The organism is Agromyces flavus (genome assembly GCF_900104685.1).
Lineage (GTDB): Bacteria > Actinomycetota > Actinomycetes > Actinomycetales > Microbacteriaceae > Agromyces > Agromyces flavus.
Genome location: NZ_LT629755.1, coordinates 3,640,502 through 3,666,622, shown reverse-complemented (window position 1 = coordinate 3,666,622; position 26,121 = coordinate 3,640,502). Strand labels below are relative to the sequence as shown.

The 26,121-nt window shown below is 71.0% G+C and carries 24 protein-coding genes; 9 read left to right on the top strand and 15 right to left on the bottom strand.

Going from position 1 to position 26,121, the window contains the following annotated elements:
- Nucleotides 1-17: 17 nt before the first annotated feature.
- Nucleotides 18-233, bottom strand: coding sequence for a hypothetical protein (locus tag BLT99_RS17405; protein WP_092675306.1), 216 nt, complete (start codon nucleotides 231-233; stop codon nucleotides 18-20).
- A gap of 193 nt (nucleotides 234-426) precedes the next feature.
- Here BLT99_RS17405 and BLT99_RS17400 point away from each other — a divergent pair, with 193 nt between their 5' ends.
- Nucleotides 427-1,590, top strand: coding sequence for an amidohydrolase family protein (locus BLT99_RS17400; protein WP_092675304.1), 1,164 nt, complete (start codon nucleotides 427-429; stop codon nucleotides 1,588-1,590).
- A gap of 7 nt (nucleotides 1,591-1,597) precedes the next feature.
- Here BLT99_RS17400 and BLT99_RS17395 read toward each other — a convergent pair whose 3' ends face one another.
- The 4 genes from BLT99_RS17395 to BLT99_RS17380 form a co-directional block, all read right to left on the bottom strand.
- Nucleotides 1,598-2,815 carry a hypothetical protein gene (locus BLT99_RS17395; RefSeq protein WP_092675303.1) on the bottom strand — a complete coding sequence of 406 codons (1,218 nt, stop codon included), beginning with the start codon at nucleotides 2,813-2,815 and terminating at the stop codon, nucleotides 1,598-1,600.
- Between the two features lie 9 nt (nucleotides 2,816-2,824).
- Nucleotides 2,825-4,330 carry a DUF3482 domain-containing protein gene (locus BLT99_RS17390; protein WP_092675301.1) on the bottom strand — a complete coding sequence of 502 codons (1,506 nt, stop codon included), beginning with the start codon at nucleotides 4,328-4,330 and terminating at the stop codon, nucleotides 2,825-2,827.
- Nucleotides 4,327-5,787, bottom strand: coding sequence for a DUF2868 domain-containing protein (locus BLT99_RS17385; protein WP_157675030.1), 1,461 nt, complete (start codon nucleotides 5,785-5,787; stop codon nucleotides 4,327-4,329). Before BLT99_RS17385 ends, BLT99_RS17390 begins: the two co-directional genes overlap by 4 nt.
- Before the next feature lie 480 nt (nucleotides 5,788-6,267).
- Entirely contained in the window at nucleotides 6,268-6,486 is a 219-nt protein-coding gene (locus BLT99_RS17380) for a hypothetical protein (protein ID WP_092675297.1), read from the bottom strand.
- A 329-nt stretch (nucleotides 6,487-6,815) separates the two neighbouring features.
- On the opposite strand from BLT99_RS17380, the gene BLT99_RS17375 reads away from it, so the two are divergent.
- From BLT99_RS17375 to qcrB, 4 genes are all read left to right on the top strand, one after another.
- Nucleotides 6,816-7,232, top strand: a complete 417-nt coding sequence (locus BLT99_RS17375; RefSeq protein ID WP_092675296.1) for a CBS domain-containing protein — start codon at nucleotides 6,816-6,818, stop codon at nucleotides 7,230-7,232.
- 53 nt (nucleotides 7,233-7,285) lie between these two features.
- Nucleotides 7,286-7,474 (top strand): hypothetical protein, encoded by a 189-nt coding sequence (locus BLT99_RS17370; RefSeq protein WP_092675295.1) that lies wholly within the window; start codon nucleotides 7,286-7,288, stop codon nucleotides 7,472-7,474.
- A gap of 272 nt (nucleotides 7,475-7,746) precedes the next feature.
- Nucleotides 7,747-8,223, top strand: a complete 477-nt coding sequence (locus BLT99_RS17365; RefSeq protein ID WP_092675293.1) for a GNAT family N-acetyltransferase — start codon at nucleotides 7,747-7,749, stop codon at nucleotides 8,221-8,223.
- A gap of 229 nt (nucleotides 8,224-8,452) precedes the next feature.
- The gene (gene qcrB / locus BLT99_RS17360; RefSeq protein WP_092675290.1) at nucleotides 8,453-10,153 is read left to right on the top strand and encodes a cytochrome bc1 complex cytochrome b subunit; all 1,701 of its coding nucleotides are present in this window, start codon (nucleotides 8,453-8,455) and stop codon (nucleotides 10,151-10,153) included.
- A 20-nt stretch (nucleotides 10,154-10,173) separates the two neighbouring features.
- Here the strand turns inward: qcrB and BLT99_RS17355 are convergent, their stop codons facing one another.
- The 10 genes from BLT99_RS17355 to BLT99_RS17310 form a co-directional block, all read right to left on the bottom strand.
- Nucleotides 10,174-11,706: an aldehyde dehydrogenase (NADP(+)) gene (locus BLT99_RS17355; protein WP_092675287.1), complete on the bottom strand. Its 1,533-nt coding sequence runs from the start codon at nucleotides 11,704-11,706 to the stop codon at nucleotides 10,174-10,176.
- Nucleotides 11,707-11,799: 93 nt separating this feature from the next.
- A complete protein-coding gene (locus BLT99_RS17350) occupies nucleotides 11,800-12,852 on the bottom strand; it encodes a LacI family DNA-binding transcriptional regulator (RefSeq protein WP_166670895.1) in 1,053 nt (350 codons plus the stop codon).
- Nucleotides 12,849-14,036: a fumarylacetoacetate hydrolase family protein gene (locus BLT99_RS17345; protein WP_229724489.1), complete on the bottom strand. Its 1,188-nt coding sequence runs from the start codon at nucleotides 14,034-14,036 to the stop codon at nucleotides 12,849-12,851. Before BLT99_RS17345 ends, BLT99_RS17350 begins: the two co-directional genes overlap by 4 nt.
- Nucleotides 14,037-14,054: 18 nt before the next feature.
- Complete coding sequence (locus BLT99_RS17340) at nucleotides 14,055-14,837, bottom strand: enoyl-CoA hydratase/isomerase family protein (protein ID WP_092675284.1); 783 nt, start codon at nucleotides 14,835-14,837, stop codon at nucleotides 14,055-14,057.
- Nucleotides 14,834-15,988 (bottom strand): extracellular solute-binding protein, encoded by a 1,155-nt coding sequence (locus BLT99_RS17335; RefSeq protein ID WP_092675282.1) that lies wholly within the window; start codon nucleotides 15,986-15,988, stop codon nucleotides 14,834-14,836. Before BLT99_RS17335 ends, BLT99_RS17340 begins: the two co-directional genes overlap by 4 nt.
- The gene (locus tag BLT99_RS17330; protein WP_092675280.1) at nucleotides 15,985-17,202 is read right to left on the bottom strand and encodes a CaiB/BaiF CoA transferase family protein; all 1,218 of its coding nucleotides are present in this window, start codon (nucleotides 17,200-17,202) and stop codon (nucleotides 15,985-15,987) included. Before BLT99_RS17330 ends, BLT99_RS17335 begins: the two co-directional genes overlap by 4 nt.
- Nucleotides 17,203-17,238: 36 nt before the next feature.
- Nucleotides 17,239-18,360 carry an aldose 1-epimerase family protein gene (locus BLT99_RS17325; RefSeq protein WP_092676652.1) on the bottom strand — a complete coding sequence of 374 codons (1,122 nt, stop codon included), beginning with the start codon at nucleotides 18,358-18,360 and terminating at the stop codon, nucleotides 17,239-17,241.
- A 5-nt stretch (nucleotides 18,361-18,365) separates the two neighbouring features.
- Nucleotides 18,366-19,127, bottom strand: coding sequence for an SDR family NAD(P)-dependent oxidoreductase (locus BLT99_RS17320; RefSeq protein WP_092675278.1), 762 nt, complete (start codon nucleotides 19,125-19,127; stop codon nucleotides 18,366-18,368).
- Between the two features lie 2 nt (nucleotides 19,128-19,129).
- Nucleotides 19,130-20,044, bottom strand: a complete 915-nt coding sequence (locus tag BLT99_RS17315; protein WP_092675276.1) for a sugar phosphate isomerase/epimerase family protein — start codon at nucleotides 20,042-20,044, stop codon at nucleotides 19,130-19,132.
- A gap of 40 nt (nucleotides 20,045-20,084) precedes the next feature.
- A complete protein-coding gene (locus tag BLT99_RS17310) occupies nucleotides 20,085-21,179 on the bottom strand; it encodes a Gfo/Idh/MocA family protein (protein ID WP_092675274.1) in 1,095 nt (364 codons plus the stop codon).
- 252 nt (nucleotides 21,180-21,431) lie between these two features.
- On the opposite strand from BLT99_RS17310, the gene BLT99_RS17305 reads away from it, so the two are divergent.
- The 4 genes from BLT99_RS17305 to BLT99_RS17290 are packed head-to-tail and all read left to right on the top strand — an operon-like array spanning nucleotide 21,432 to nucleotide 26,102.
- Nucleotides 21,432-22,508, top strand: coding sequence for a substrate-binding domain-containing protein (locus BLT99_RS17305; protein ID WP_157675029.1), 1,077 nt, complete (start codon nucleotides 21,432-21,434; stop codon nucleotides 22,506-22,508).
- A 27-nt stretch (nucleotides 22,509-22,535) separates the two neighbouring features.
- Nucleotides 22,536-24,074: a sugar ABC transporter ATP-binding protein gene (locus BLT99_RS17300; RefSeq protein ID WP_092675270.1), complete on the top strand. Its 1,539-nt coding sequence runs from the start codon at nucleotides 22,536-22,538 to the stop codon at nucleotides 24,072-24,074.
- Nucleotides 24,071-25,096: an ABC transporter permease gene (locus tag BLT99_RS17295; protein ID WP_092675268.1), complete on the top strand. Its 1,026-nt coding sequence runs from the start codon at nucleotides 24,071-24,073 to the stop codon at nucleotides 25,094-25,096. The genes BLT99_RS17300 and BLT99_RS17295 overlap by 4 nt, the downstream gene beginning before the upstream one ends.
- Nucleotides 25,089-26,102: an ABC transporter permease gene (locus tag BLT99_RS17290; protein WP_092675265.1), complete on the top strand. Its 1,014-nt coding sequence runs from the start codon at nucleotides 25,089-25,091 to the stop codon at nucleotides 26,100-26,102. Before BLT99_RS17295 ends, BLT99_RS17290 begins: the two co-directional genes overlap by 8 nt.
- Nucleotides 26,103-26,121 lie beyond the last annotated feature (19 nt).

The window sequence follows — 26,121 nt, the reverse complement described above, 5'->3', positions numbered from 1 at the left end:
CGCGTGTTCGGCGCGTGTCAGTGCGCGTGCCGGTGGAAGCGCATCTGGTTCACCGCCAGGGCGTTGACGAGGCGGGACCACACCGGGTGCGGGCGCGGTTCGACGACTTCGCGAACGGGGCGCGCTGCTGGACGCTGCTCGTCGGCGATCCGTCGGTACTCGTTGACGCGCTCCGCGTGACGCACGTCGTCGGCGTGGGTCGACTGAGCGAGATGGTGGAATGCGAGATCCATGGGTTCGTCCCTCCGAGTGTGGTTCGTTTCGGCGGGATAGGGCCTGCCTGGGTGCGTCCACCATCGCGCGACGGTCGTGACGCGACATCCGGAGCGCCCCCGGTTGCACGGCAGGCCTGTACTGAACGGGTCTCCGGGCCGCCTCGGGGGACGGCGGATGGTGGGTGCCGCCGCTTCGCGAGAGGATCGCGTCATGACCGCGAAGCGCGGCGACCGCGAGCGCGTCGCCGAGGCGATCGAGCGGATGCCGCTCGTCGACCACCACGTGCACGGCATGCTCGCCGATCCGCTCGTCGAGGCCGAGCTGCTCGACGCGATGTTGCAGGCCGACCAGGCCGACCGCACGGCCGTGTTCGACAGCCAGTTCGGCTTCGCGGTGCGCCGCTGGTGTGCACCGGCGCTCGGGCTCGAGCCGTTCGCGGACGCCGCCGAATACCTGGTCACTCGCAGCGAGCTCGGGTTTGACGAAGCGACGAGCCGAATCCTCCGGGCGTCGGGCATCACGACGTACCTCATCGACGACGGCCATGCGCCCGAGCGCCTGCTGCCCGACGAGCGAATGATGCGCCTCGCCGGCGCGCGGTCGTATCCGATCGTGCGGCTCGAGACCCTGGCCGAGACTGCAATGGCCGGTGCGTCATCCGGCGACGAGTTCCTCGAGCGCCTGGAGGCGGCGCTCGCGACGCGGGCGGCGCGGGCGGTCGGGTACAAGACGATCGCGGCGTACCGCGTCGGCCTCGCGCTGGATCCGGCTCGGCCGACCGCGGCCGAGGTCGCCGCGGCCGCCGACGCGTGGTTCGCCGCAGGCGCCGCATCCGCGCAGCGTCCGCGCCTCGCGGATGCCACGATCATCCGCCACCTCGCCTGGTGGGCGCTCGAGCAGGGCTCGGTCCTCCAGGTGCACGTCGGCTTCGGCGACGGCGACCTGCGCTTCGACCGGGCCGACCCGTTCCTCCTCCAGCCCTTCCTCGCCGCGACGCAGCACACGGGCGGACGCGTCGTGCTCCTGCACTGCTACCCGTTCGTCCGCGAGGCGGGCATGCTCGCGCACCTGTACCCGCACGTGCACCTCGACGCCGGCCTCGCCCTGGGGCAGGTCGGCGCGAACGCCGACGTCGTCCTCCGCGAGTCACTCGACCTCGCGCCGTTCTCGAAGGTCCTGTTCTCAACCGATGCCTGGGGCGCGCCCGAGCGCGTCCTCGTCGGCGCCGCCGCCTGGCGGGATGCCGCGACCGGCGTGCTCGCGGACTACGTCGACCGCCACGACTGGCTGGCCGACGACGCCATCCGCGTCGCCGAGCTCATGGCCTGGCGCAACGCCGAGGCGCTCTACGGCCGGCGGTTCGTCATGCCCTGAGCGCGACTCAGTTGCCTCCGCCGCCGTCGAAACCTCCGCCGCCGTCGAAGCTCCCGCCGTCGTAGGCGGTGCCGCCGAAGCCCCCTCCGTCGTAACCCATGACTCCGCCGGTACCGGCGCCGAAGTCGCCGGTGTGGCCGAGTCCGCCGTGCACCGCACCGGCTCCGTTGGCGTCGAAGTACGCGCCGCCCCATCCCCTGTGGTCGGCGACCATGGGCACGCCGAAGCGGCTCTCAGGCGTCACCACCGGCCTGGGGCCGAGCCGGATCGGTTGCGACAGCTGCGCGCTCACGAGCGCGATGCAGGAGACGAGTCGGCCCGACGAGAACGGCGCGCTCGATCGGTACCAGTCGGGCGGCGTGCGGAAGCGCTCCGCCGCTTCGGCTGCGCGTTCGATCGCACCGGACTCACCGAAGAGGACGGCCCAAGGCAGCACGCTTCCGTGGAGCGTCGCCGCCGTCCTCGTATTCGGGAGAGCCAGTTGTTCGCGCACGCGCATCGCGCGCTCGCGCAGTTCGAGTCCCGCCGCGTTCAGCGGCACCCACGAGCTGAGCACCACGCGCAGCCCGATCGCCAGCGCGCCCACGACGACGGCGATCCACGCGATCGAATCGTCCTCGGGGCCCGGCAGCGAGAGCAATCCGAGCCCGACGCCGATGACGCCGCCGATCGTGGCCGCCCGGAACCGGGAGACGGGACGGCGTTCGCGATACCAGCCGGCCGCGTCGAGGAGCCGATCGCGGGTGAGCCAGGCGAGCGGGCGGTTGCGGATGAGGACCTGGTCGACCTCGATACTCGCCCCGCGTGACACCAGATCGGAGCCGCCGGCCTGCGTCGGAGCGAAGACCGACGCGACGACCTGGGTCGAGGGATCTCCGGCATCGGCCGAAGCGCCCACCATCAACGAGTCCGCATCGAAGACGAGATGGATGTCGCGCGCTCGACCCTCGTCGCCGTCGCGAAGTCCGCGCCGGTCGTCGATCGCGATGACGCCGGCCTCCGCGAGCTCCAGCACCGTCGCGACGAGCCACCGTCGAGTCGCCTCCCCGGAGACGAAGCCGACCGCCAGCATCCCCGCGGTCCGCGGATCCGTGATCGCGGCGGTCTGGTCGGGCCCGGGCTTGCGCAGCCACGCGACCACGAGCGATCCGACCGAGACGGCCGCGACGAGCGAGGCCGCGAGCGCGATGAGCGGCAGCAGCGCCGATCCGAGGCTCGTCTCCATGAGCGGAGGCTACTCCCCGCCGAGCGCCCCCGGATACAGCCGATCGAGCAGCCCGAGCGCCATCCGCTCGAGCAGTTCTTCGAGCTCGCGCTGCACGGCGTCCTCCCCGTCGGCGCGGCGGGACCAGATCGCGGCGAGGCGCTCCTGGTTCTCGACGACCGACTCCACGACGAGTTCGCGCCAGAAGGGCGCGTACTCGCCCTGCGTCCACCGGCCGCGGCCCCGTCCCCAGTGCGCGATGGCGAGGTAGCGCAACAGCGCCGAGGTCACGAGCCCGTCGAGGAACGCCTCCTCCCAGCGCAGGGTCGAGTCGTTGCGGCCGCGCACGAGGTTGACGCCGCGGGCGACGCCCGCGCCGCCGAGCGCGCCGATGATGGCGCCCGCGACCATGCCCGCACCGAACGTCAATCCGCCCGCGGCGAGGTCGGCGCCGAGCCCGGTGAGCGCGCCGGACACCACGCCCGAGACGGCCGCGGTGCGGCCCTCGTCGAGCGGTGCGTCGACGTGCACGTCGTCGGCGACGCGCTCGAGCACCTCCTCGGCGGCGCGGCCCTCGAGTTCGTGGATGGCGATGAGCCGGTCCAGGCTGCGTCGCAGGTCGTCCTGCAGCCGTGCCGCCATCTGCCCCGTGGCATCCGCTCGCGCCTGTGTTCGCGTCGGACGAGGCAGCCCGAGCGAGCCGCCGATCCGCGCGGGCAGCGGTTCGGGCGGCAGCACCTCGCGGTCGCACGCGGCGTGCGCGATCGGCTCGGCGAGCGCGTCCATGGCGAGGTCGAACTGGTCCATGCGGCGCTCGCGCCACTCGTCGGTGAGGCGCGCGAACGCGGCTCGGTCGTCGTCGGCGACGAGGGGGCGGATGGCGCGGAAGAGCGTGAACTCCTGCACCCAGCAGCGCGCGAACGCGTCGAGGGTGAGCACGCCGCGCACGTGCGGCGCGTCCGCGAGCGCGGCGCGCCAGCGTGCCTCGTCGGCCTCCTCGGCGGCGCGATCGCGCGGCGGCCCGGTCTGGTTGAGCAGCACCAGCACGGGCTTGCCGATCCACTCGAGCACCTCGAGCTCGGGTGCGAGGTAGCCGGCGTCGGCGGGTGCCTCGGCCGCGTTCACGAGGTAGAGCACGACGTCGGCCTGCTCGGCGACGTTGCGCACCGCGAGCTGGCTGAGCCAGAGCGCGCGGTCCTGGTAGCGGTCCCACACCTGCGAGAGGAACCAGCCGATCGGGTTGCGGTCCTGCCGCAGCCGCCGCGCGAGGCGCACGCTGTCGCCGAATCCTGGCGTGTCCCACAGGGTGAGGAGATCGCCGTTCGCGGTCTGCACGAGCGGATAGGGCGTCGCCTCGGCGGTGACGTGCGGCGCGTCGCGCACCTCGCCGACGTCGCGCCCGAGCAGCGTGCGCGCGAGCGTGGTCTTTCCCGCGTTCGTGTGCGAGATGAGCGAGAGCGACACCGCGCCCGCGTCGAGGCCCGGGACGTGCGCGGGTCGAGTCGCGGCCGTGCCGAGACCCTCGCCCGCGGTCATCCGCGCCTCCCGCCGGCTCGGTCGGCATCAGCGGATGTCGCGTCCGCGAGTTGCTCCGCGGCATCCGCTGCCTCGGGCGCACCGAGGTCGGCGAACACGACCGCGCCGCCGTGCGCGGCAACAAGCTCGCGCCAGGCCGCGCGCCGGTCCTCGAGCCGCCGGTCGTCGCCCGACCACCGGGCGAGGAACGCGGACTCGTCCACGAGGGCCACCGGCGCGCCGCCGCCCTTGCGCAGCGCATCGAGGAACGCGCCGTGCGCGTCCTCCTCGGGTGTCGCCGCGAGGCTGAACAGCGCCAGTGCGACCTCGGCGGTCGCCGCGGCATCCGTCACCATGGCGAGCGCCTCGTCGTCGCCCCACGCGACGGGCGCATCGACGGTCGGCGCCGCGTTGCCGAACGCCCGCGCCAGTACGGCGTCGAGCCCGGCGCGTGCGTCGTCGGCCGGCGTGTAGCTATACGGGATGACGCGCACGCGGGTCGGCTCGCCGACCCATCCGCCCACCAGGCGACGGAAATACGGGTCGTCGAGCGGCAGGCGGACGCGACGGGCGCGCCGCCGCTCGGCCAGTCCCGCGACGATTGCGAGCACGAGCCGCGGAATGACGACGACCACCGCGACCGTGCCGGCCATGAGATGCAGCCAGTTCGCGGCGTTCTCGCTCTCGGGCGCGCGGATCGCCTCGATCGCGGCGACGTCCGGCACCGGGATGCCCGTCAGCCACGATCCCGGCGCGAGTGCGACCGCGAGCAGCGCGTGCACCTGCTCGGCGCCGAGGAACGTGCTCTCCCACGAGGCGCGGTACTCGAACGCGAGCCCGCGCGTGTACAGGCCGGCGATCACGCCGAGCGCCGTGGCGGCCGCCGCGAGGTGCAGCACGCGCGCGGCGCGCGCGCCGTACAGCGGTGCGGCGACGCGTGCCCACTGGGCGGGCAGCGCGGCGAGCACCGTCCGACGCGCGGCGGTCGCGCCATCCGTCTGCCCCTCGCCCACCCGGCCGCGCACTGCCGCGAGCCGGATGAGCAGGCCGCGCACCGGGCCGACGCGGCTCCCGCGCAGCACCAGCGGCTGAACCAGCAGCCACACGTAGACGACGAGGTTCCACGCGACGAGCGCGAACACCGGCGGTGCGAGCAGGTTGATGCTCGACCCGCCGCCGATGCGGTCGACGAGCACGCCCAGCACGAACGCGCCGACCACCACCATCACGCCGACCCAGGGTCGCCACCGGATGGCGCGCACCGCCCGCCGCACCGACGGCTGGCGCGTGCCGATCCGCTCGAGCACCAGCTGAGCCCGCCGCGCGAGGAACTCCTCGCGGCTCGCGCGCTCCCCCACCACCGTCGCGGCGGCGCGGCTCGCCCACTGGCGATCGGCGTCGGTCCAGAGGAGTCGGTCGCGGTCCCCGGTCTCGACGGCGCGCGCCGCGGTCACCTCGAGGGCGGCCGACTCGTCCATGCCCGCCATGCTATTGCGGCGCGTCGCCGCGCCGGCGGGGATTGCGGTGCGCGCCGCGGCGTGCCCGCGGCTGCACGGTTTCGCGCCACCCAGATGACGCGATCTGCTCGATCACGCCCGCCGGCCGACCGTTCGCGTCACCTCGGCGCCGCTTCGGGGTCGTGCCCGCGCGTCCACGGTTCGCGCCGCCCCCGAGATGACGCGAACTGCTCGATCACGCCCGCCCGCCCGACGGTTTGCGTCACCTCGGCGGAAGCTTGCTGGCTGCGGCCGTCGAGTTCGCAGGATGAGACGCCTCGGACATGGCATCCGGCACCCGTGAGTCGCGTCATCCTGCATATTCGAACGGGCGCCAGGTCGTACGCGTCCTCGGCAATCACGAACGCAGGAGAATCCGGGTCAGGGTCCCCCGAGCGAGGTCATGACCAGATTCTCATGCGTTCGCGTTGCGGTGAGCGAGCGGATGGTGCGCCGCGCCGCCTATTCTCGCGGCGTTCGATATCCGCCGCCGGTGTCCAGGTCGTCGCCCGCCTCGAGGTCGGGGCCGTCGCTCTCGGTGATGTTCGCGCCCTCGAAGAACGGATCGACGCCGAGCTCGCGGTCGTGCTCGGCCTTCAGGCGGGCCTGCTCGTTCGCGCTGTCGGCGAAGTCGCGATCGTCCCGCTGACCGTCGGCGCCGCGTCCCGTGGAACCGCTCATGTCGTCTCTCCTCGTCCTCGCCTTGCCGCTCACGCTACGTCGGTCCGCCCACCCGCGCACGGGGGTTGCCGATCGGTGACTCCGGAGCATCGAGATGCCGCAAATCGCTGGAAACTCGCCCAGGTGGAGCAGTTCGCGGCATCTCGATGGGCGCGGGATGGCGCGGCGTGACGACCGGGCCGCGACGGATGCCTCTTGGCTCGCCCCGCGCCATCCGTCAACCCCCGCGCGGCCAGCGCGACGCCTCGGTAACCTGCCACGACCGGGCCGGAACCCCGGCTCGACCCATCGATCCGAGAACACGAATCAAGGAGAGAAGGACGATACCCATGGCTGTGGCACGCGACCTGATGACCCCCGACCCCACGTGCGTGAAGGAGGGCCAGACGCTGGTCGAGGCGGCGCGCATGATGCGCGATCTCGACGTGGGTGCCCTCCCGATCTGCGGCGACGACGACCGCCTCAAGGGCATGCTGACCGACCGCGACATCGTCGTGAAGTGCCTCGCCGAGGGCGGCGACCCCAACACGGCGACGGCGGGCAGCCTCGCGCAGGGCAAGCCCGTCACCATCGGCGCCGACGACTCGCTCGACGAGGCGCTCCGCGTGATGCAGGAGCACCAGGTGCGCCGCCTCCCGGTGATCGACGGGCACGACCTCGTCGGCATCATCAGCCAGGCGGATGTCGCGCGCGAGATGTCCGCGTCGGAGACCGGGCGCACGGTCGCCGAGATCTCCGAGGAGTAGGCGCGGGCGGCGTCATCCGTTCTGACTCACCGAACGCGAGCGAAGGAGCGACCATGAGCGATCCGAACCAGTCCGACGACATCCTGTCGTCCGCGGACGCCGGCAGCGGCGGCGCCGACGAGCGCACCGAGCAGGCCGGCAAGACCGGCCCCGACGCCCCGGGCGCGCCGTCGAGCGACGAGCCCATGACCGACTCGACCGACGGCGGCCTCGAGGGAGGCGACCCGGGCGTCGAGGAGTAGTCCTCCTCGACGGCTCGCCGAGAGCTGCGGGGCGGATGGCGCAGCCCACGTTTCATGCGCTGTCCGTCCCGCTCTTGCGTGCGGGCGCGTCCGGGCTTCGCCCGCCATCCGCCGCGCGGAAACGCGCGCGGTCAACCGCATTTCGCACAAGTCCCGTTTCTGCGCTGGAGGTCACCCTCAAACCGACCTCCAGCGCAGAAACCGCACTCCGGCGGGGCGACTCCGAGCGGCGGGGGCGGCGGGTGGATGTCGCGACCCGCCAGTATGGAGCGATGAGTGATCGCATCGAGCCCCGTGCCTGGCTGCCCGACGGCTTCGCGCACCCCGAGCGCGTCGAGCTGACGAGCGGGTACCACCTGCGCCCCATCCGCGAGAGCGACGTCGACATCGACTACCCCGCCGTGATGGGCTCGCGTGATCGACTGTGGAATCTGTACGGCGACGCGTGGGGCTGGCCGCCCGCGACGATGTCGTACGACGCCGACCGTGAGGACCTCGCCCGCCACGAGCGCGAGATCGCGGCGCACGAGACGTTCAACTACGCCGTTCTCAATGCCGACGAGACCCGTCTCGTGGGCTGCGTCTACATCGACCCGCACGACGAGCACGACGCCGAGGCATCCTGGTGGGTCGTCGACGACCTCGTGGGCTCGACCCTCGAATTCGAGCTCGACTCGTTCGTGCCCCCGTGGCTGCGCACGACGTGGGGCTTTGCGAGCGTGCACTACACGCTCGACCCCGCGGTGTAGGCCGGCCTTCGGCCCGGCCGAGTTGCCAGTTTCGCCGGGTGCTCCGGCGCGCGACCCCGCACAAGTGGCAACTCGGCCGCGGGGAAGGCCCCGAGAAGCCGCTCGAGATGACGCGAATCGCTGCAGTTCGTCCGCGCAGCGACGATTCGCGTCACCTCGATGGCCAGCGGATGTCACAGATCGGCCCCGCGCGGTGTCTCCATGTGTGAGGACATGTGAGGAGCACACCATGCGCACCGCACCACCCGACGCACGAACCCCAGGCACGCCGGCGGCCGCGCCGCCGCCGCCGGCACCCGGGCCAGGCGGCCCGCGTCGCCGCTCCGCCACGGACCGGCTCGCCGCCCGCGTCGACACGGCAACCATCTTCGGCCGGCGACTTCGCGACATCCGGGCCGAGCTGCACCGCCGCACCGCACCGACGCACTGGACGAACCTCTTCGGCGTCGTGACCCTCGCATGCCTGGTCGTGCTCACCGTCACGGGCCTCTGGCTGATGTTCCTTTACACGCCCTCGAGCGACGCGACGACCTACGAGGGCGCATACGCCCCGCTTCTCGGCGCCGAGGTCTCGAAGGCCTTCGCCTCGACGATGCGCATCACCTTCGAGCTGCCGGGCGGCCTGCTCGTGCGGCAGGCGCATCACTGGGCGGCGCTGCTGCTGCCGGCCTCGATCATCATGCAACTGCTGACCACGTTCTTCACGGGCGGGTTCCGGCGGCCGCGGCGCGGCATGTGGGTGCTGCTGTTCGGCATCTTCGTCGCTGCGCTGGCGGGCGGATGGAGCGGCTACGCGCTGCCCGACGACATGCTGTCGGGCACGGGGCTGCGCATCACCGAAGGCATCGCGCTCGGCATCCCGGTGGTCGGCACGTGGATCGCGTCGCTGCTGTTCGGCGGGTCGTTCCCCGGCGAGATCATCGAGCATCTGTATCCGCTGCACGTCGCGATCGTGCCGGCCGTGCTCGTCGTGCTGCTCGTGCTGCGCGCAGCGGCCGCCTGGCGGGCCGGCCCGGCGCGGTTCCCGGGCGCAGGCGTCGGCGTGCCGCTCGTGCCGACGGCCGCGACCCGCGCCGGCGGCCTGTTCGCCCTCGTGACCGGCGTGCTGCTCCTCGTCTCCGCGACCGTCACCATCAACCCCATCCAGCTCTACGGCCCAGCCGACTCGGGCAACGCCGGCGCGGGCAGCCAGCCCGACTGGTACACGGGGTTCCTCGACGGGGCGCTGCGCCTCGTGCCATCCGGTTGGGAGTTCGTCGCGTTCGACCGCACCTGGACGCTCGCCGTGCTCGTGCCCCTCGCCGTCGTCACCGCGTTCCTGGTCGCCGTCGCCGCGTACCCGTTCTTCGAGGAGTGGGCGACGGGCGACCGCAGCGACCACCACCTGCTCGAGCGCCCGCGCCTCGCGCCGACGCGCACCGGCATCGGCGTCGCGGGCATCGTCTTCTACGGCGTGCTGTGGGCGGCGGGCAGCGCCGACCTCATCGCGACGCAGTTCAGCGTGACCTTCGAGGGCGTGATCGCGGTGCTGCAGGCGCTGCTGGTCGTCGGCCCGGCGATCGCGTTCGTGGTGACGCGCCGCGTGTGCCTCGGCCTGCAACGACGCGACCGCGACATCCTGCACCACGGATACGAGACCGGCCGCATCGTGCGCCTGCCCGGCGGCGAGTACATCGAGGTGCACCGGCCCATCGGCGAGGTCGAGCGGGTGCGGATGGCCCGGCCCGAGCCTCGCGTCGTGATCGTGCGGCGTCCCGACGAGCGCGGCCGGCTCACGCTCGCCCGGCGGGCGCAGGCGCGGCTCTCGCGCTGGTACCTCGCCGACAGCATCGACTCGGAGACCGGGGCGCGGATGGTGCCGATCTCGGCCGGTTCCGCCGAGGCGAATGACGGGCACTCGAGCGGGCATCTCGTCACGGGCCGGCGCTGAACCGCGGGACCGTCCTCACCTCACTCCGCCGATGCCGTCTCCAGCACCCCGTCGACGCGCCGCGGAATCCCCCGGTACTCGTCGCGCAGCTCCGTGGGCAGGAGCGCCGTCGGCGCGTTCTGCCATGCGAGCGGACGGAGGAAGCGGCGGATCGCCGTGATGCCGACCGAGGTGTGGAACGAGTTCGTCGCCGGCCAGGGACCACCGTGGTGTTGCGCCCACGACACCCTCACGCCGGTCGGATACCCGTTGAAGACGATGCGGCCGGCTGCGGCGGCGAGCTGCGGAAGGATGCCCGCGACCGCCGACTGATCGGCGTCCTCGAGGTGCAGTGTCGCAGTGAGGGAATCCGGAACCGTTCGCAGCGCGGCCAGCAGCTGGTCGGTGTCGTCGTACTCGACGACCAGCACGAGCGGTCCGAACGCCTCGACGGTGTGCTCGGGAGAGAGATCAGCCGCATGCACCCGCAGCACTCGCGCGTCCACGGCGAACCCCTCGGCGGTCTCGGCGCCGTCGCCACCCGTGCCGAGCAGGGACTCGACCGAACCGGCCTGCTCGAGTTCGCGCTCAGCGGCCCGGAACGATCGGACCACGCGATCGTTGAGCAGCACGCCCGGCGTGGCCGCGCCGACCGCTGAGACGAGCTGCGTCGCGAATCGAGCGGCGCGCTCGCCCGCGGGCACGAAGGCAACACCGGGCTTGGTGCACAGCTGCCCGGCCGAACCGGTGATGGATCCCGCCAGGCCGGTGGCGATCGCCTCGCTGCGAACGCGAAGCGCCTCCTCGGTGATGATGAGCGGGTTGACGCTCTGCAACTCGCCGTAGAACGGGATCGGTCGCGGGCGACGCTCGATGATGGCGCGAAGATGCTCGGCAGCGCCCAACGAGCCCGTGAAGCCGACGGCGGCGACGCCCTCGTGCGCGACGAGTCGTGACCCCGCCGCCTGCCCGAACACGATGCCGATGGTCCCGGCCGGTCCGCCGGCGCGGGCGACCCCGTCGCGCATGGCCTCGAAGCACGCCCTCGACGTCAGGGGGTGCGCACTGTGCGCCTTGGCGATGACAGGATTCCCCGCCGCGAGCGCGGACGCGGTGTCACCACCCGGTACCGAGAAGGCGAACGGGAAGTTGCTCGAGCCGAAGACCGCGACCGGACCGATCGGCACCAGCATCCGGCGCACGTCGGGCTGCGGCCCCATCGGCGTCTCGCCGGCGTGGTCGATCGCGGCCTCGAGGTACCCGCCCTCGCGCACGGCCTGGCCGAAGAGCCGGAACTGGAACACGGTGCGGGTGAGTTCGCCGTTCAGCCGCACCGGGGTCAGCCCCGTCTCGGCTTCGGCGGTGGCGACGAGCTCGGCGCGTCGTTCCTCGAGCGCATCGGCCAGCGCGTCGAGCAGGTCGGCACGCCACGCCCGGTCGTGCTGCCCGAGCTGCTCGGCGGCGCCGAGCGCCTGCTCGACGATCGCGTCGACCGCCTCGTCACTCGTGGCTTCGATGCCGGTGTCGGAGCGGACGCCGGTCCGCGGGTCGGTGGTGGAGAGTGTGCTCGACATGGGTCCTCGCAGTTCTGGTGGAGTCGGTGGCGGCGGTGAGGCCGCGCGGTGGGAGGGGCGCGCCGGTGGAGCTCCGGTGGCGGCGTCGCGCGATCAGGCGCTCTCGCGCACCATCAACGTGAACCCGAGGTCGATCGAGACGGACTCTGCGTGCGGATCCGCGATGCGCTCGAGGATGAGCTCGCCGGCTCGCCGGCCGATGCTCTCGTTGGGGGTCTGGATGGTCGTGAGCGGCGGCGGCAGGTGCCTGCTCATCTCGAAGTCGCCGAAGCCGGTGACGGCGATCTCCGTCGGGACGTGGATCCCTCGGCGGTGAGCGGCCAGCAGCGCCCCGGTTGCGAAGATGTCGCTCGCGCACACCAGGACGTCGGTCTCCGGGTGCCGCTCCCGGGCCTGCTCGAGCAGCCAGCCGCCGGCGTCGACGCTGATCCCGCGGGCTCCCGTGTCGAGGATCCGGACGGGTTCGTCGGGAAGCAGCCGCGAGATCGTGTCGCGGAAGCCGTCGCGACGAGCATGGGCGCGCGAGTCCGCACCCGTCAGCCATCCGGCGAAGGTGGGATGCCGGTACCCGGCATCGACGACGTACTGCGTCATGGCGGAGAAGGCGTCCCGGTTGGAGAAGCCGACGAGCGAATCGATGGGGTCGTCGGTCCAGTCCCACGTCTCCACGATCGGGATCTGCGAACGCTGCAGCAGCTCGCGGGTGCCGTCGGTGTGCGAGGCGCCGACCAGCACGATGCCGTCGGGTCGGCGGCCGAGGAACGCGCGGAGCACCTCCTCTTCGCGGGCTTCGTCGTACCCGGTGGTGCCGAGGAACAGCTGGATGCCGGCCGCGGAGAGCACCGCCTCGAGCCCGTGCACGGTGTCGGCGAAGACCGAGTACGACATCGCCGGCATGACGGCGGCGACGGTGCCGCTGCGGTTCGAGGCCAGGTTGCTCGCCGCACGGTTCGGCACGTAGTTGGTGGCCCGGACCGCTCGCATGACCGCCTCGTACGCGGCCACGGAAACCTGATCGGGACTGCGGATCGCTCGGGACACGGTCGACGGCGACACCCCGGCGAGTGCGGCGACCTCGTCGAGTGTCACGGTACCGGTGGCGCGGCGCGTGACCTTCTGAGGCTGCTGCACCTCGACGTCGATCACACCAGGTTCCTCACCGCGAGGTTCCTCATGAGCGCGGTGACTCCGAACGTCCACGGGTCGCACTCCTCGCTGTGACGGACGACGTTGACCAGGGCGCCGAGCCGCGCCGAACGGATCACGACGACGTCATCAACCTTATGCGTGAACCCCATGCCGGGCTCGTCGCGATCGTCGATCGGGGCGAACAGGGTGCCGAGCATGAGCACGGCCCCATCCGGGTACTGGTGGTGGCGTCCGATGAGCTGCCGAGCGAGGTCGAGGGGGTCGCGGCTGATCTGGCGCATGTCCGATTCGGCATGCATCGCGAACCCATCGGCCCCGTGGACGTCGACGCTGACGGCCATCGTCCGCACGTCGTCGATGCCGAACCCCTCGTCGAACAGGCGGATGAACGGGCCGGTCGCGCACGACGCGTTGTTGTCCTTGGCCTTGGGCAGCAGCAGTGCGCTGCGCCCCTCGATATCGCGGAGGTTGACATCGTTCGCGAGCGTGGCACCGACGACGGTTCCCGCGGAGGACAGCACGAGGGCGACCTCCGGTTCGGGGTTGTTCCACGTGGACGTCGAGAGCACGCCGATCTGCTCCCCCGTTCCGAGCGCCGAGAGCGGCATCGCCTTGGTGAAGATCTCCGCGTCCGGCCCGATCCCGACCTCGAGGTACTGCGACCACAGGCCTTCGTCGATGAAGAACTGCTTGAGCTCGGCGGCCCGTTCCGAGCCCGGGATGACACCGCGCAGGTCGCCGCCGATCTTCGCGGCGATCAGGTCGCGAAGGTCGGATGCCGCGTTGAGGTCGCCGCGTGCACGCTCCTCGATGACCCGCTCGATCATCGACACGGCGAAGGTGACGCCAGCGGCCTTGACCGCCTGCAGGTCGTGGGGCGCGAGCAGCCACGGCCGACGCACGTCGCGCTCGTCGAAGGCCGTGTTCGCGTACACGTCCTCGAGCGTGCCGACGACCTCGCCGGCGACGGCACGAGCCGCGGCAGCGGGGTCGGCCTCCTCCAGGAGCTCGCTCACGGTGGCGTAGCCCCCGGTGAGCGATCGCAGGACGTCGCCGTCCACGAGGACCGGGGTCGGGCCGCCGGCCCTCGGCTGCCACACGCGACCGATCAGCAACGCGTCGGACGCGTCGACGGGAAGGCTGTCCCGAAGCGGGGGGAACCAGGACATCGTGGAGTTCATCGAAGACCCTCTCGTTGCTCAGCGGCCGGTGAATCGGCCGGTCCGCTTCTCGGCGAACGCGGCGCGACCCTCGGCCGCATCGTCGGTCGCGAAGCAGATGGTCTGCAGGTCGCGTTCGTAGCGCATGGCGTCGTCGAACGGCATGGTGAATGCGGCACGCAGGTTGGCCTTGGCGGTCTGCGCCGCGATCGGCGGGCGGGACGCGATGACCGCGGCGAGCTGCCGGGCGCGATCGAGCAGGTCCGCCCGTGGATGCACCTCGGAGACGAGACCCCACGCCTTGGCCGTCGCTGCGTCGATCGGGTCGCCGGTCAGCAGCATCATCGCGGCGTTGCTCGGTCCGGCGGAGTGCGCGAGGAAGGCACTCATCCCGCCGCCCCCGATCCACCCGAGCTTGATCTCGGATGCCGCCAGCTGCGCCGTGTCCGAGGCGAGACGGATATCGCAGATCATGGCCGTCTCGACGCCGCCGCCGAACGCGTAGCCGTTGATCGCCGCGATGATCGGCTTGCGCAGTTCGCGGAGCGCGTCACAGTAGTCGACGCGGTTGCGGAACTCCCACGGCGTCGCATAGTCGTCGAGCGTGCGGATGTCGGATCCGGCGCAGAAGGCCCGCTCGCCCGCGCCGGTGATCACGACGGCGCGGACGGCGTCGTCGTCGTTGCAGGCGTGGGCGAGCCTCGTGAGCTCCTTCGACATGGCGGGCGTGACCGCGTTGAGCTTCTCCGGACGGTTGAGCGTGATCACGGCGACGTGGCCGTCGACCTCGACCGCCACCTCGTCGAGCTGACCGGTGATCATGAGGGGATCTCCTCTCGTGCCGCGGCGTCGGCGGCCGCGTTCTGCAGGCGTGTGAGCGTGGCGATGACGTCCGCGGCCGCTCGATGTTCGCGAAGCCCGTCGCGGATGACGCGCGACATCGCCGACTGCGCGGAGGTGAACCCTGCGAAGCGAGGTCGCGTCCACGCCGCCTCGATCGTCGATCGGGTGCGACGGTAGAAGTCGCCCACGGGCGCGTTGACGGTGTCGCTCTCCCAGGCGGCGCGCATCGCGGGCTGTCCCGCATGCCGCGGGATGAAGGTCGCCTGCACCTCATCGGAGAGCAGCCAGGCCAGGTGGCCGCGCAGGGCGTCGGTGACGTCGGCGCGCCGGGTCACCGCGATCCCGGTACCGCCGAGCGTCGAACCGAGGATCCCGGTCGGGCCGACGGGACTCGCTCCGAAGCTCACCGGCCGCTGGAGTCTCCGGTCGGCATACCCCACGTAGCCGTAGACCAGGGGGATGTAGGCGATGTCATCACCGGAGGTCATGCGCTCGAGGAGCGCGATCGGATTCTGCCCGTCGGTCGCGTTCGGTGCGCGGCCCGCGAGTTCGGAGAGCAGGTCGAGCGCCCGCTCCGCGGTCACGTGGTCGACCAGTTCCGCCGCGACGCCGTCGGAGAGGGGAGCCCCGAGGCTCCGGCACACCGAGGCGAAGGTCAGGTAGGCATGGGGGCCAGACAACGAAAGGGCGACCGGCACTCGACGCGAGAGCTCCACGACGTCGTCCCAGGTGCGGGGATCGACGTCCACGAGGTCGGCGCGGCGCGCGCTGACCTGCGTCGCGGCATCCAACGGCAGAGCCCACGTGCTCCCGCCGAGCCGGTAGGCGTCCAGCGATGGTCCGACCGCCCGCACCGCGAGATCGGCGAGGTACGCATCGCCCATGACGGACTCCATGGGCTGGAGGCATCCGCTCGCGAGCGCATCGCCGAGATGCGGATGGTCCAGCACGATGAGGTCGTAGCGCTCGGCGAGCTGCTCCAGAGGAGCCGACTCGAAGCCCTCGAGCGAGTGCACCTCCCATCGGAGGTCGGCCCCGCCCTCCGCCGCGAACGGGATGGCGGCCTCGAGCGCCGCCCGTCCGCGGGGGTGGTCCCAGGTGAGACCCACGTACTGCGCCACGCCGCTCACGCCCGCTCGCTCGCGACGACACCGTCGGCCAGCAGGCGGTCGATGTCGTCGCCCGTCATGCCGAGGTCGGTGAGGATCTCCCGGGTGTGCTCGCCGGCGAGCGGCGCGCCTCGGTCGATGCGCGCCGGCGTCCGTGAGAACCGGTAGGGGAATCCGGGCGTCTTCACGCGACCCTCCGTGGGGTGGTCGTATTCGACGAACGTGCCGTTGTGGGCGATCTGCGCATCCTCGACGACGTCGGCGTAGGAGTTGACGGGTGCCACCCAGACGCCGGCCGCGGAGAGGAGGTCGAACCACTCCTGCGTCGTGCGGGTCCGCAGCCGGTTCGCGACCTTCTCGTAGATCTCGTCACGGCGCGTCCATCCGTCGACCTCGCCGTCGTAGTCGGCGAACGACGGCTCGTCGATCAACTCCCCGAGCGTCGGCAGGTGCGGCATGGCGAGGGCGAGGTATCCATCGGCTGTTGCGAACGCGCCGTACGGCGATCGGATGTAGACGTGCGCGTGCGGCTGCGAGCTCCGCTCCTGCGGCACGCCGCCCATCGTGAACACCGAGATCTCCTGCATCTGGAGGGTCGTGATGACGTCGAGCATGTTGACGCTGACCTGCTGGCCCTCGCCGGTGCGCTCGCGGTGCAGGAGCGCCGCCAGCACCGCCTCGAACGCCGTCGATGCGGTGACCGCGTCGACGAGGTACTGGCCCGCGGGCTGGGGCGGCGAACCGGCGGCACCGGCCGAGAGCATGGCGCCGCTCAGCGCCTGCAGCAGCAGGTCCTGGCCGGGCCGGTCGCGGTACGGGCCGTCCTCGCCGTAGCCCGAGATCGACACGTACACGAGCGACGGGTTGATCTCCTGAAGCGTCGCGTAGTCGACCCCGAGGCGGGCCGCGACGCCGGGACGGTAGTTCTGCAGGAAGACATCTGACTCGGCGACGAGGCGATACAGCAGGTCGCGGCCCTCGGGCGCCTTGAGGTCGACGGCGAGGGATCGCTTGTTCCGGTTCAGGGAGAGGAACGAGACGTTGATCCGGTTGCCCTTCGCCCCGCCGGCGGCGGCATGGCGCTGCCATTCGCCCGTGGTCGGCTCGACCTTGATGACGTCGGCACCGAGATCGCCGAGGCGCTGGCCGGCGAACGGCCCGGCCATCGCGATGGAGCAGTCCAGGACGCGATAGCCGCTGAGGATGCCGGGGGCGTCGGGTCGGGTGTCAGTCATCTCAAGCCTTCTCGTGCGGGGTCGCGGTGTGGGTGGTCAGGAGCCGGTGGGCTGGTCGCCGAGGGCGCGGATGGCGGTGAGCGAGTCGCGCACTTCGTCGTCGCCGTCGAGGATCCGGATCGTCAGGTCGTACTCGCGCCGCTCGCCGTGGGCCAGCCAGGTGAGCGTGCCGTCGTCCCGCGCCGCCGCTTCTCCCGTGACGTGATTGCTCGACGGCTCCAGCCCGATGCCGTACTGGCCCGATCGGAGGTTCTGCCATTCGAAGAAGAACGGCTGGGTCGCGGCATCCCACGTCACCTCGACCCCACGGGCGCCGTCGGCGGCGTGCAAGGCGACGCGATGGCGCCCGTCGGGCCCGGCGACGAGCGCGTGCTCCCACACCTGCTCGACGAACCCGTCGATCGGGGCGGAAAGCACGTCGTAGGCGACGCCCTGCTGCGAGGTGGAATCCGACGCCCATTCGTGACGGGTGATCGCCGCGACGAACTGCGTCCCCTCGTCGACGTATGGATGGCCGATGTTGAGGTGGTACAGGAACATGTGCGGCGTCGGCTCGAATCCGAGGTTGTCGACCACGTCGTGGACGCGGACGGACGTGCCGAACAGGTCCAGCTCGATCGTTCGGGTGAGGCGGAGGTGCTCGCCGAACGAGGTCGCCTGGATGACTTCGCCGACGACCCGCAGGCTGCCCCCCTCCTCCTGCCAGTCCTCCTCCACGCGGAGCAGGCGAGCCGGGATCGCGGTCAGCCGGCCGTGCAGCCCATGGCGCACGGTCTGCTTGGGCGGGTACGCGTAGTGGGTGGCGTCGTACTCGCCGCCGAACAGCGCGTGGTCGAGGCCGCCCGTGACCAGCAGGCCGTCGAGCGCCCGCAGCCAGGACAGCCCGTCCTCGGCGTCGGCTTCATGAAGCCCCGGATGGCGGAACCCGTTGCCGCTGCGCCAGCCGAACGGCGTGCCGCGGAATCGGGCCGACCCGAGGTCGAACGCGCGGTCGATGAGGACCTCGAGTTCGAGCCCGACGGCGTTGCGCATCAGGAGTGCGCGGACCCCCTCTTCGCGGCCGTTCTTGAGGACGACCTCCTGGATGCCGGCGAATGCCGCGAGATCGCCGGTACGACGGCGCAGTTCGGCGGTGGGCGGCGTGTTCTTCGTGGCCATCTGGTTCACTCCATGATCCATCCGCCGTCGACGTTGATCGTCTGCCCGGTGAGGAACGCGGAGTCCGGACCGACGAGGAACGAGACGACGGCGGCGAGCTCGGCGTCGGTGCCCCGACGCTTGATCGACTGGCGGTCGATCACGAATCGGTTGTACTCCGCGGGGTTCTCGTGGATCTCTTCGGCCTTCGTCGGGAACGCGCCGGGCGAGACGCCGTTGACGCGGATGCCCGAAGGCCCGAGTTCGCGCGCGAGCGCTCGCGTCAGTCCGACCGACGCGCCCTTGGTCGAGACGTAGCTCGCCAGGTTGGCCCAGCCACCGTGGAAGGTGATGGAGCCGATGTTGACGATCGCGCCGGCCCCGCGGTCCACCATGCGGCGGGCCGCGCCCTGGGCGGTGAGGAAGTAGGCGGTCTGGTTGACCCGCACGACGTCCTCGTACTCGTCCTGCGTGATGTCGAGGAACGGGGTCGCCGGGTAGATGGCCGCGTTGTTCACGACGGCCGCGAGCGGCGCCAGCTCGGATTCGACCTCGGTCAGCGCCGAATCGATCGACGTGCCATCCCTGAGGTCGACCGGCAGGACGCGATGCGGAATGGACTGCGCCTGCAGCAGGCTCGCGGTCTCACGGAGGAAATCGCTCTCACGACCGAGCACGCCGATGGCGAACCCGTCGGCCCCCAGGCGCAGGGCGATCGCTCGACCGAGCGCACCCCCCGCCCCCGTGACGAGGGCGGCGCCGCGGGGTGCCGACGGGTTCGTCGTCATCGTCAGACACCCACCTTCGTCAGGACCTCGTCGACGAACCGCTTGGCCCGAGGCACGTCGCTCTCGTCGAGGTGCTCGATGATGAGCGGCACGTTGGGGCTCTTCTCGGCGAGTCGCTGGACGTAGAACTCGTAGTCGAGCTCGCCGAGTCCCGCGGCGGGCAGCTCGATCTCGCCGACGCCGCGGAAGGTGTGCGACTCGAGGGCGTTCTCATCGCCGATGTCGGCGTGCTTCTCGGTCTTGTCGTCGCCCGAGCGCTTGACGTCCTTGGCGTGGGCGATGCGCACCCGGTGCCCGAGCTCGTCGAAGACGTCGCCGAGCACTTCGCGCTGGTTGTCGATGTTGTGCGTCTCGAAGTAGTTCGTCGGGTCCATGAGCAGTTCGATGCCCGGGCGGTCGATCTCGTCGAAGACGCGCTGCGTCTCCTCGAGGGAGCCGATGACGTTGTTGACGTAGGTCTCGAGGAGGAACGTCGCGCCGTGGTCGTGGGCGGTCTGGGCGAGGTCCTGCAGCACCTCGAGGGCGGTGTCGAACCCCTCGGCCGTCTTGTTCTTGTCGTCGTGCACCCAGTCGCTCTCGCTGTTGAAGGTGCCCGACTCCGAGATGACGTAGGGCGTGCCGAACTTGCGGGCGTTGCGGATGATCTCCTTGAGGTAGTCGACGCGCCGCTTCCGCTCGTCCAGGTCGGGGTGGACGATGTTGGTGTAGCCCGAGATGGCGCAGATCGGCAGGTCGTTCGCGCGGAAGGTGTCGCGCACGCGCTTGGCCTTCTCGTCGGTGATCTGCCCGGCGCTCAGGTCGATGTCGGTGAAGTGCAGGTCGAGCTGCACGGTGTTGAACCCGAGCTGGCGGATCTTGCGCGCCGTGGTCTCGAGGTCGTACGGGAAGTATCCCGAGAAGATGCCGACTTGAATCATGATGGGTGCTCCTTTGCAGTGGGTGTCGGTTCGTGGTCGGTCAGGCCGGGATCTCGTCGATCCGCACGGGGCGGTTCTCGAGAATCGACCGGTATCCGGCTTCGATCAGGGCGATCGTGCGGACGTTGTCGGCGACGGTGAGTTTGGGTTCGGTGCCCGTCGCGAGCGCGTACTGCAGCTGCTCCATCACGCCGATGAAGGCGTGGGGGAACCAGTGCGTGTCCCATTCCGGGCTCACCCAGCGGCCGCCCGTCGTCAGGGTCGATGAGTAGGTGAGGGTCGACGGTTCGCCGGTCGGCCAGCCGATCGTGCCCTTCGCGACGCCCTTCGTCCCCTCGACGCGCCAGGTGATCGACGCGTCGGAGTCGTAGCCCTCCTCGCGGGGACCCGACCACACGTCCTCGATCGACACGGCGAGCACTCCCGAGGGGAATCGCAGGGTGGAGACGACGATGCCGTCCTCGTGCTCGAACTGCGTGCGCGGATCCGTTCGCGTTGCCGTGAAGATCTCCTCCGGGTCGCCGAAGAGGAACCGCAGCACATCGAGGTGGTGCACGCTCATGTTGGCGAGGGTCAGTCGGTCGTACTCCTCGAGGAAGCCCTGCCAGTGCGGGATCGCGTGCATGGTGATGGACGCGAACACGACCTCGCCGAGCTCGCCGCCGTCCAGGATCTGCTTGAGCACGCGAATGGACTGGTCGAAGCGCATGTTCTGGTTGACCGAGAGCACCTTGCCGGCGGCCGCGGCCTCGTCGCGAAGCGCCACTGCCTCGTCGAGCGTCAGCGCGAGCGGCTTCTGGGCGAGGATGCCCTTGACGTGCTTCTGGGCGAGGGCAGCACGGATGAGGGCGGGCTGCTGGTCGGGCGGGAAGGCGATGTCGACGATGTCGACGTTCGGATCCGCGATGAGCCCGAGCGGCGTCGAATGCACCGTGGGGATGCCGTAGCGCTCGGCGAGCGCGCCCGCCTTGGACTCGGTGCGCGAAGCGATCGCGACCACCTCGAAGCCGGCTTGACGGTAGGCCTCGAGGTGCACGTCGGCCATGATCATGCCCGCGCCGATGGCGCCGATCCGCAGCCCTGTTTCGCGCACTTCGACGTCGGGGGCGAACGTCTGCGCTTCCAGTGAAGCCATGGTGATGGGGTTTCCTCTCCTCGCGTCATTGCGATTCGCCGGTCGTCCCGGCGGGGGTCGTCCCGGCAGCGCGACGCGTTCGGCGACGCCTCGTTCGGGATTCTGATAGCGCTACTGGCAGCGCTGTCAAAGTTACGGTAATGTCCCCCGCAGCATTCGTCAACACAGCGTGCGGCGAGTGTCCCGGAGCCGCCGACATCGGCGGTGACACGGCCCGAGGGGCCGCCCCCATGCATGTTCAAAGGAGAAGCAATGCAGTCCTCACGCACCCAGAAGCGCGCCATCGTCACCGCCGCGGCGGCCACCGCCGTCGCCCTCACCACCGTCCTCGCCGGCTGCACTTCGGCCCCGGCCGAGGGCGCCGCCCCCGCCGCCGAGGGCTCCGAGAAGTTCGTCATCGGTTTCCAGCAGCCGCTCGGCGGCCAGGCATGGCGCGAGATGGGACTCGCGTCGCTGCAGGCCCTCGCCGCGCGTCCCGAGTACGAGGACCGCGTCGAAGTCAAGATCGTGCGAACGAACGACAATGACGCGGCACAGCAGAACGCGGCAATCCAGAACCTCATCGCCGAAGGCGTCGATGCGATCCTGTTCGACCCGGCTTCGGCGACCGGCGCCGACGCGGCCATCGCGCAGGCCGAGACGGCCGGCATCCCGGTGTTCGCCAACGGCGGCCCGTACGACAACGACTACGTCTACACGGTGTCGACCGACTGGGCGAGCGCCGGGACCGTGGGCGCCGAGTGGCTCGTCGACCAGCTCGGTGACAACACGGATGTCGCGGTGCTCGAGGGCCTCGCGGGCGTCCCGCTCAACGACGGATCGATGCCCGGTGTGGAGGACGTGCTCACCGAGGGCGGGGCGACGATCGTCGCTCGAGGCACGAACGGATGGAACGAGGCCGACGCGCAGAAGGCGATGGCGCAGATCCTCCAGTCGAACCCCGACGTCGGCGGCGTCTACTCCTTCCTCACCGGCGGCCAGGGAGTGCCGACGGCCTTCGCCGATGCGGGGATCGACTTCGTGCCCGTCGTGGGCGGCTCGGGTTACAACGGCGAGGCGTGCACGCTCGTCGAGCACGCCGACGAGGGCCTGGTCGGCAACATGGTGTTCGGCCAGCCGGCGATCTACGCGAAGGGCCTCGAGCAGGCCGTCGCGCTGCTCGACGGCGAGGAGATCGAGAAGGAGCAGTTCTTCCCGCCGCTCGAGATCACGAACGAGAACGCCGAGGACTTCTGCCTTCCCGACCAGCCCGACAACTTCCAGCTCGGCTACGACTTCCCGGGCCTGGATCTGACCGTCGACGAAGTGCTCGCGTTCTACCAGAAGTAGTCGCGGCCCGACGATCGAGGAGACGTTGTGGACAACCTGACCCTCCGGAGCACCGCGCCCGACGCGGTGCTCCGGACGGAGCCACTGCTCGTGGCATCCGATCTCACCAAGCGATACGGCGCCGTCCGCGCCCTCGACGGAGCGAGCTTCAGCTGCATGCCGGGCGAGGTGCTCGCCCTCGTCGGCGAGAACGGCGCGGGCAAGAGCACCGTGTCCCGCATCCTCGCCGGAGCGACCGAGGCGACGTCGGGCGGGATCACGCTCGACGGCGAGCCGTTCGACGTGACATCTATCGCCGAGGCCCGCGAACGCGGCGTCGCGTGCGCGTTCCAGGAACTCGCGCTAGTGCCCGACTGGACCGTCGCCGAGAACCTGATGCTGCCCGAACGACGCGGGCGCGGCATGTTCTCACAGCGGAAGGCGCGCGAGCAGGCCGAGGAACTCCTCGCCCGTCTCGACGTCACCCACCTGGATCCGTCGTCCGTCGTCGGCGACCTGCGCCTGGCCGACCGTCAGGTGATCGAGATCGTCCGCGCGATCGCGGCCGATCCCAAGCTGCTGATCCTCGACGAGGCGTCGTCGGCTCTGAGCCCCACCGGCGTGAGCTGGCTGTTCGCCCGGATCCGCGAACTCACAGTGCAAGGGGTGGGCGTCATCTACGTGTCCCACCGCCTCGGCGAGATCTCCGAGATCGCCGATCGCGGAACCGTCCTCCGCGACGGCGCCTCGGTGGGCGAGTTCACCAGAGGGTCGTGGTCGGAGGACGACCTCGTCTCGCAGATGGCGGGGCGTACCGCGCGCCGCCACTTCCCCGACCGGCCCGACGCGCCCGCGGCCGATGCACCGCTCGCCCTCGAGGTGCGCGGCCTCCGCTCCGAGGCCCTGACCGGCGTCGACCTCACCGCGCACCGCGGCGAGATCGTCGGGATCGGCGGTCTCCAGGGCCAAGGGCAGACCGAGCTGCTGCGCTGCCTGTTCGGTGCTACACCGGCACTGGCCGAGGAGTGGACCATCGGCGGCCGACCGGCCCGGCACCTCACGCCCACGCGCGCCGTGCGTCGCGGCGTCGGCTTCGTGCCCGAGGACCGGAAGACCGAGGGGCTCGCGCTGACGCTGAGCGTCGGCGAGAACCTGCTCGCCCCGTGGCTGCGACCGATCGCACCCGGCGGACCCGTGCAGCTCCGCCGCGAGCGGAGCTGGGTCGACCGCGTACTCGGCAGCCTGAGCGTGCGCACCCGGGGGCCGAACGAGGCGGTCGGCGCATTGTCGGGCGGCAACCAGCAGAAGGTGGTCTTCGGTCGCTGGATCGACCGGAACCGCTCGGTGCTGCTGCTGCACGATCCCACCCGCGGCATCGACGTGCGAGCGAAGCAGGAGCTGTACGCGGCGATGCTCGAGCTCGCGAAGTCGGGGGTCGCGATCATCTGGTTCTCGACCGAAGTGGAGGAGCTCGTGCACCTGTGCCACCGCGTCGCCGTGCTGTATCGCGGGCGCGTCGCCCGCGTGCTCGAAGGCGACCAGATCACGCCGGATGCGATCGTCGGAGCGGCGGTGGGCACCGCATGAGCCCCACGACCACGACCATCGCCACCGCGGCGCCGGCACCCGGCCGGGTCGGCACCGGAGTACGCCGGCTCCGTTACGACGGCGCTCTCGCGCCGGTGCTCGCCTTCGTTGTGTTCTTCGGCGTCTACGTCGTCATCAACCCGGGCCTGCTCACGCGCTTCCAGCTGCAGTCCGCGGCCAACCTCATCGCCCCGCTCGCGCTCATCGCTCTCGGCCAGCTGCTCATCGTGCTGATCGGCGGCATCGACATCTCGATCGGCGCCATCACGAGCCTGTGCAACGTCGTCTTCGCAACGCAGATCGCCGGCCTGTCGGCGCCCGGCGCGCTGGCGCTGTGCATCCTGACCGGCATCCTCTGCGGAGCGATCAACGGGGTGCTCGTCGCCTACGCGAACCTGCCGGCGATCGCCGTCACCCTCGCGACGGCGTTCATCTACGCGGCCCTCGCGAGGCAGATCCTCGATCGTCCGGGCGGCGCGCTGAGCGCCGACATCTACCTCGCCACGAGCGGCGAGCTCATGCCGTTCGTTCCGATCGCCCTCGTCTGGCTCGCACTCGTGGCCGTCGGCCTCTGGTTCTTCCTGCAGCGCACGGCGTTCGGGCGCCAGGTGTACGGCGTCGGATCGGGCCGGGCGGCCGTGCAGTCGGCCGGGCTCAAGCCGCGGCTGACGATCCTCGTCACGTTCATGGTGTCGGGCGCCGTCGTGTCGCTCGGCGCAGTGCTGCTCTCGGGCTCGACGATGACGGGCGATCCCCGCAGCGGCGACCCGTACCTGCTCAATTCCATCGCGGTCGTCGCGCTCTCGGGCGCCGCCTTCGCCGGCGGACGCGGCAGCATCCTGGGGACGATCATCGCCGCCGCGGTGCTCGGCATGGTGGGCAACCTGCTGTTCTTCGCAGGGATCAACTCGTACTGGCAGTACGTCATCAGCGCGCTGATCATCCTCGCGGTCGTCGTGATCCCCCGCATCATCCAGTTCTTCATCCGGCAATCCGCACTGCGAAGGGGCCACCATGAGTGACACGCAGACCGTCGTCAATGAGCAGACGGATGTCTCCGACGCCCCGGGCACGAGGCAGGGCGCGTACTCGCGCGTCCTGTCGCGGATGCCGCGGGCCGGATGGGGCATCCTGATCTTCCTCGCCCTCTTCGTGATCGGCGGGCTCCTCCGGCCGTCGCTCTTCAGCATGCCGGGGCTGATCAGCACGGCGACCTTCGCGGCGATCCTCGCCGTGGCGTCGTACGGGCAGACCATCGCCGTCATCCAGGGCGGGATCGACCTCTCGGTGCCGAACACGATCGCCTTCGCGGCCCTCGGGTTCCTCACTTGGAACTCGTCCTTCGGCCCCGTCGTCGCGCTCGCCCTCGCGCTGGCGAGCGGGCTCGTCATCGGGATCCTGAACGGCGTGATCGTCGCGAAGGTCGGCCTGACCCCGATCGTGACGACGATCGCCATGAACGGCCTGCTCTTCGGCCTGCTGCTGCTGAACTTCCCCCTGTCGGAGCTCACGGTCGTGCCCGACCTGGTGAAGTCGATCACCTCGAACCAGATCGAGTTCCTCGGGCTGTCGATCGCCGCGGTGCTGCCGCTGGCGCTCGTGCTGATGCTCGTGCTGCAGGCGATCCTGAGCTACACCGGGTGGGGTCGATCGCTCTTCCTCGTCGGTTCGCGCGAGGACGCCGCCAGGCTCGCGGGCCAGCCCGTCGCCCGCATCCGCATCTCGGGGTACGCCGTCTCCGGCCTGCTCGCCGCGTTCGCCGGCATCGTCATCGTCGGCTACTACTCGCAGGCCGAGACCACGATGGGCAACCCGTACCTCCTCGGCTCGGTCGCCGCCGTGATCGTCGGCGGCGCCTCGATGTTCGGCGGTCGCGGTTCGATGGTCGGCACCTTCGTCGGCGCGCTGGTGCTGGGACAGGTCGCGACCCTCGTGGCGGTGTTCAACCTCGGCGCGACGATGCAGAACCTCATCTACGGGGTCATCATCCTCGCGGTGCTCGCCGCGTATGGGAGGGACCGGACCTGACGGACCGTACGCTGGCCCC

Coding starts and splice junctions, on each gene's coding strand:
- BLT99_RS17385 (WP_157675030.1), bottom strand. CDS start 5,787: ATGGACGAGTCGGCCGCCCTCGAGGTGACCGCGGCGCGCGCCGTCGAG.
- BLT99_RS17345 (WP_229724489.1), bottom strand. CDS start 14,036: ATGAACTCCACGATGTCCTGGTTCCCCCCGCTTCGGGACAGCCTTCCC.
- BLT99_RS17375 (WP_092675296.1), top strand. CDS start 6,816: ATGGCTGTGGCACGCGACCTGATGACCCCCGACCCCACGTGCGTGAAG.
- BLT99_RS17330 (WP_092675280.1), bottom strand. CDS start 17,202: ATGACTGACACCCGACCCGACGCCCCCGGCATCCTCAGCGGCTATCGC.
- BLT99_RS17305 (WP_157675029.1), top strand. CDS start 21,432: ATGCAGTCCTCACGCACCCAGAAGCGCGCCATCGTCACCGCCGCGGCG.
- BLT99_RS17320 (WP_092675278.1), bottom strand. CDS start 19,127: ATGACGACGAACCCGTCGGCACCCCGCGGCGCCGCCCTCGTCACGGGG.
- BLT99_RS17325 (WP_092676652.1), bottom strand. CDS start 18,360: ATGGCCACGAAGAACACGCCGCCCACCGCCGAACTGCGCCGTCGTACC.
- BLT99_RS17370 (WP_092675295.1), top strand. CDS start 7,286: ATGAGCGATCCGAACCAGTCCGACGACATCCTGTCGTCCGCGGACGCC.
- BLT99_RS17405 (WP_092675306.1), bottom strand. CDS start 233: ATGGATCTCGCATTCCACCATCTCGCTCAGTCGACCCACGCCGACGAC.
- BLT99_RS17355 (WP_092675287.1), bottom strand. CDS start 11,706: ATGTCGAGCACACTCTCCACCACCGACCCGCGGACCGGCGTCCGCTCC.
- BLT99_RS17315 (WP_092675276.1), bottom strand. CDS start 20,044: ATGATTCAAGTCGGCATCTTCTCGGGATACTTCCCGTACGACCTCGAG.
- qcrB (WP_092675290.1), top strand. CDS start 8,453: ATGCGCACCGCACCACCCGACGCACGAACCCCAGGCACGCCGGCGGCC.
- BLT99_RS17310 (WP_092675274.1), bottom strand. CDS start 21,179: ATGGCTTCACTGGAAGCGCAGACGTTCGCCCCCGACGTCGAAGTGCGC.
- BLT99_RS17295 (WP_092675268.1), top strand. CDS start 24,071: ATGAGCCCCACGACCACGACCATCGCCACCGCGGCGCCGGCACCCGGC.
- BLT99_RS17395 (WP_092675303.1), bottom strand. CDS start 2,815: ATGGAGACGAGCCTCGGATCGGCGCTGCTGCCGCTCATCGCGCTCGCG.
- BLT99_RS17390 (WP_092675301.1), bottom strand. CDS start 4,330: ATGACCGCGGGCGAGGGTCTCGGCACGGCCGCGACTCGACCCGCGCAC.
- BLT99_RS17290 (WP_092675265.1), top strand. CDS start 25,089: ATGAGTGACACGCAGACCGTCGTCAATGAGCAGACGGATGTCTCCGAC.
- BLT99_RS17340 (WP_092675284.1), bottom strand. CDS start 14,837: ATGATCACCGGTCAGCTCGACGAGGTGGCGGTCGAGGTCGACGGCCAC.
- BLT99_RS17365 (WP_092675293.1), top strand. CDS start 7,747: ATGAGTGATCGCATCGAGCCCCGTGCCTGGCTGCCCGACGGCTTCGCG.
- BLT99_RS17400 (WP_092675304.1), top strand. CDS start 427: ATGACCGCGAAGCGCGGCGACCGCGAGCGCGTCGCCGAGGCGATCGAG.
- BLT99_RS17380 (WP_092675297.1), bottom strand. CDS start 6,486: ATGAGCGGTTCCACGGGACGCGGCGCCGACGGTCAGCGGGACGATCGC.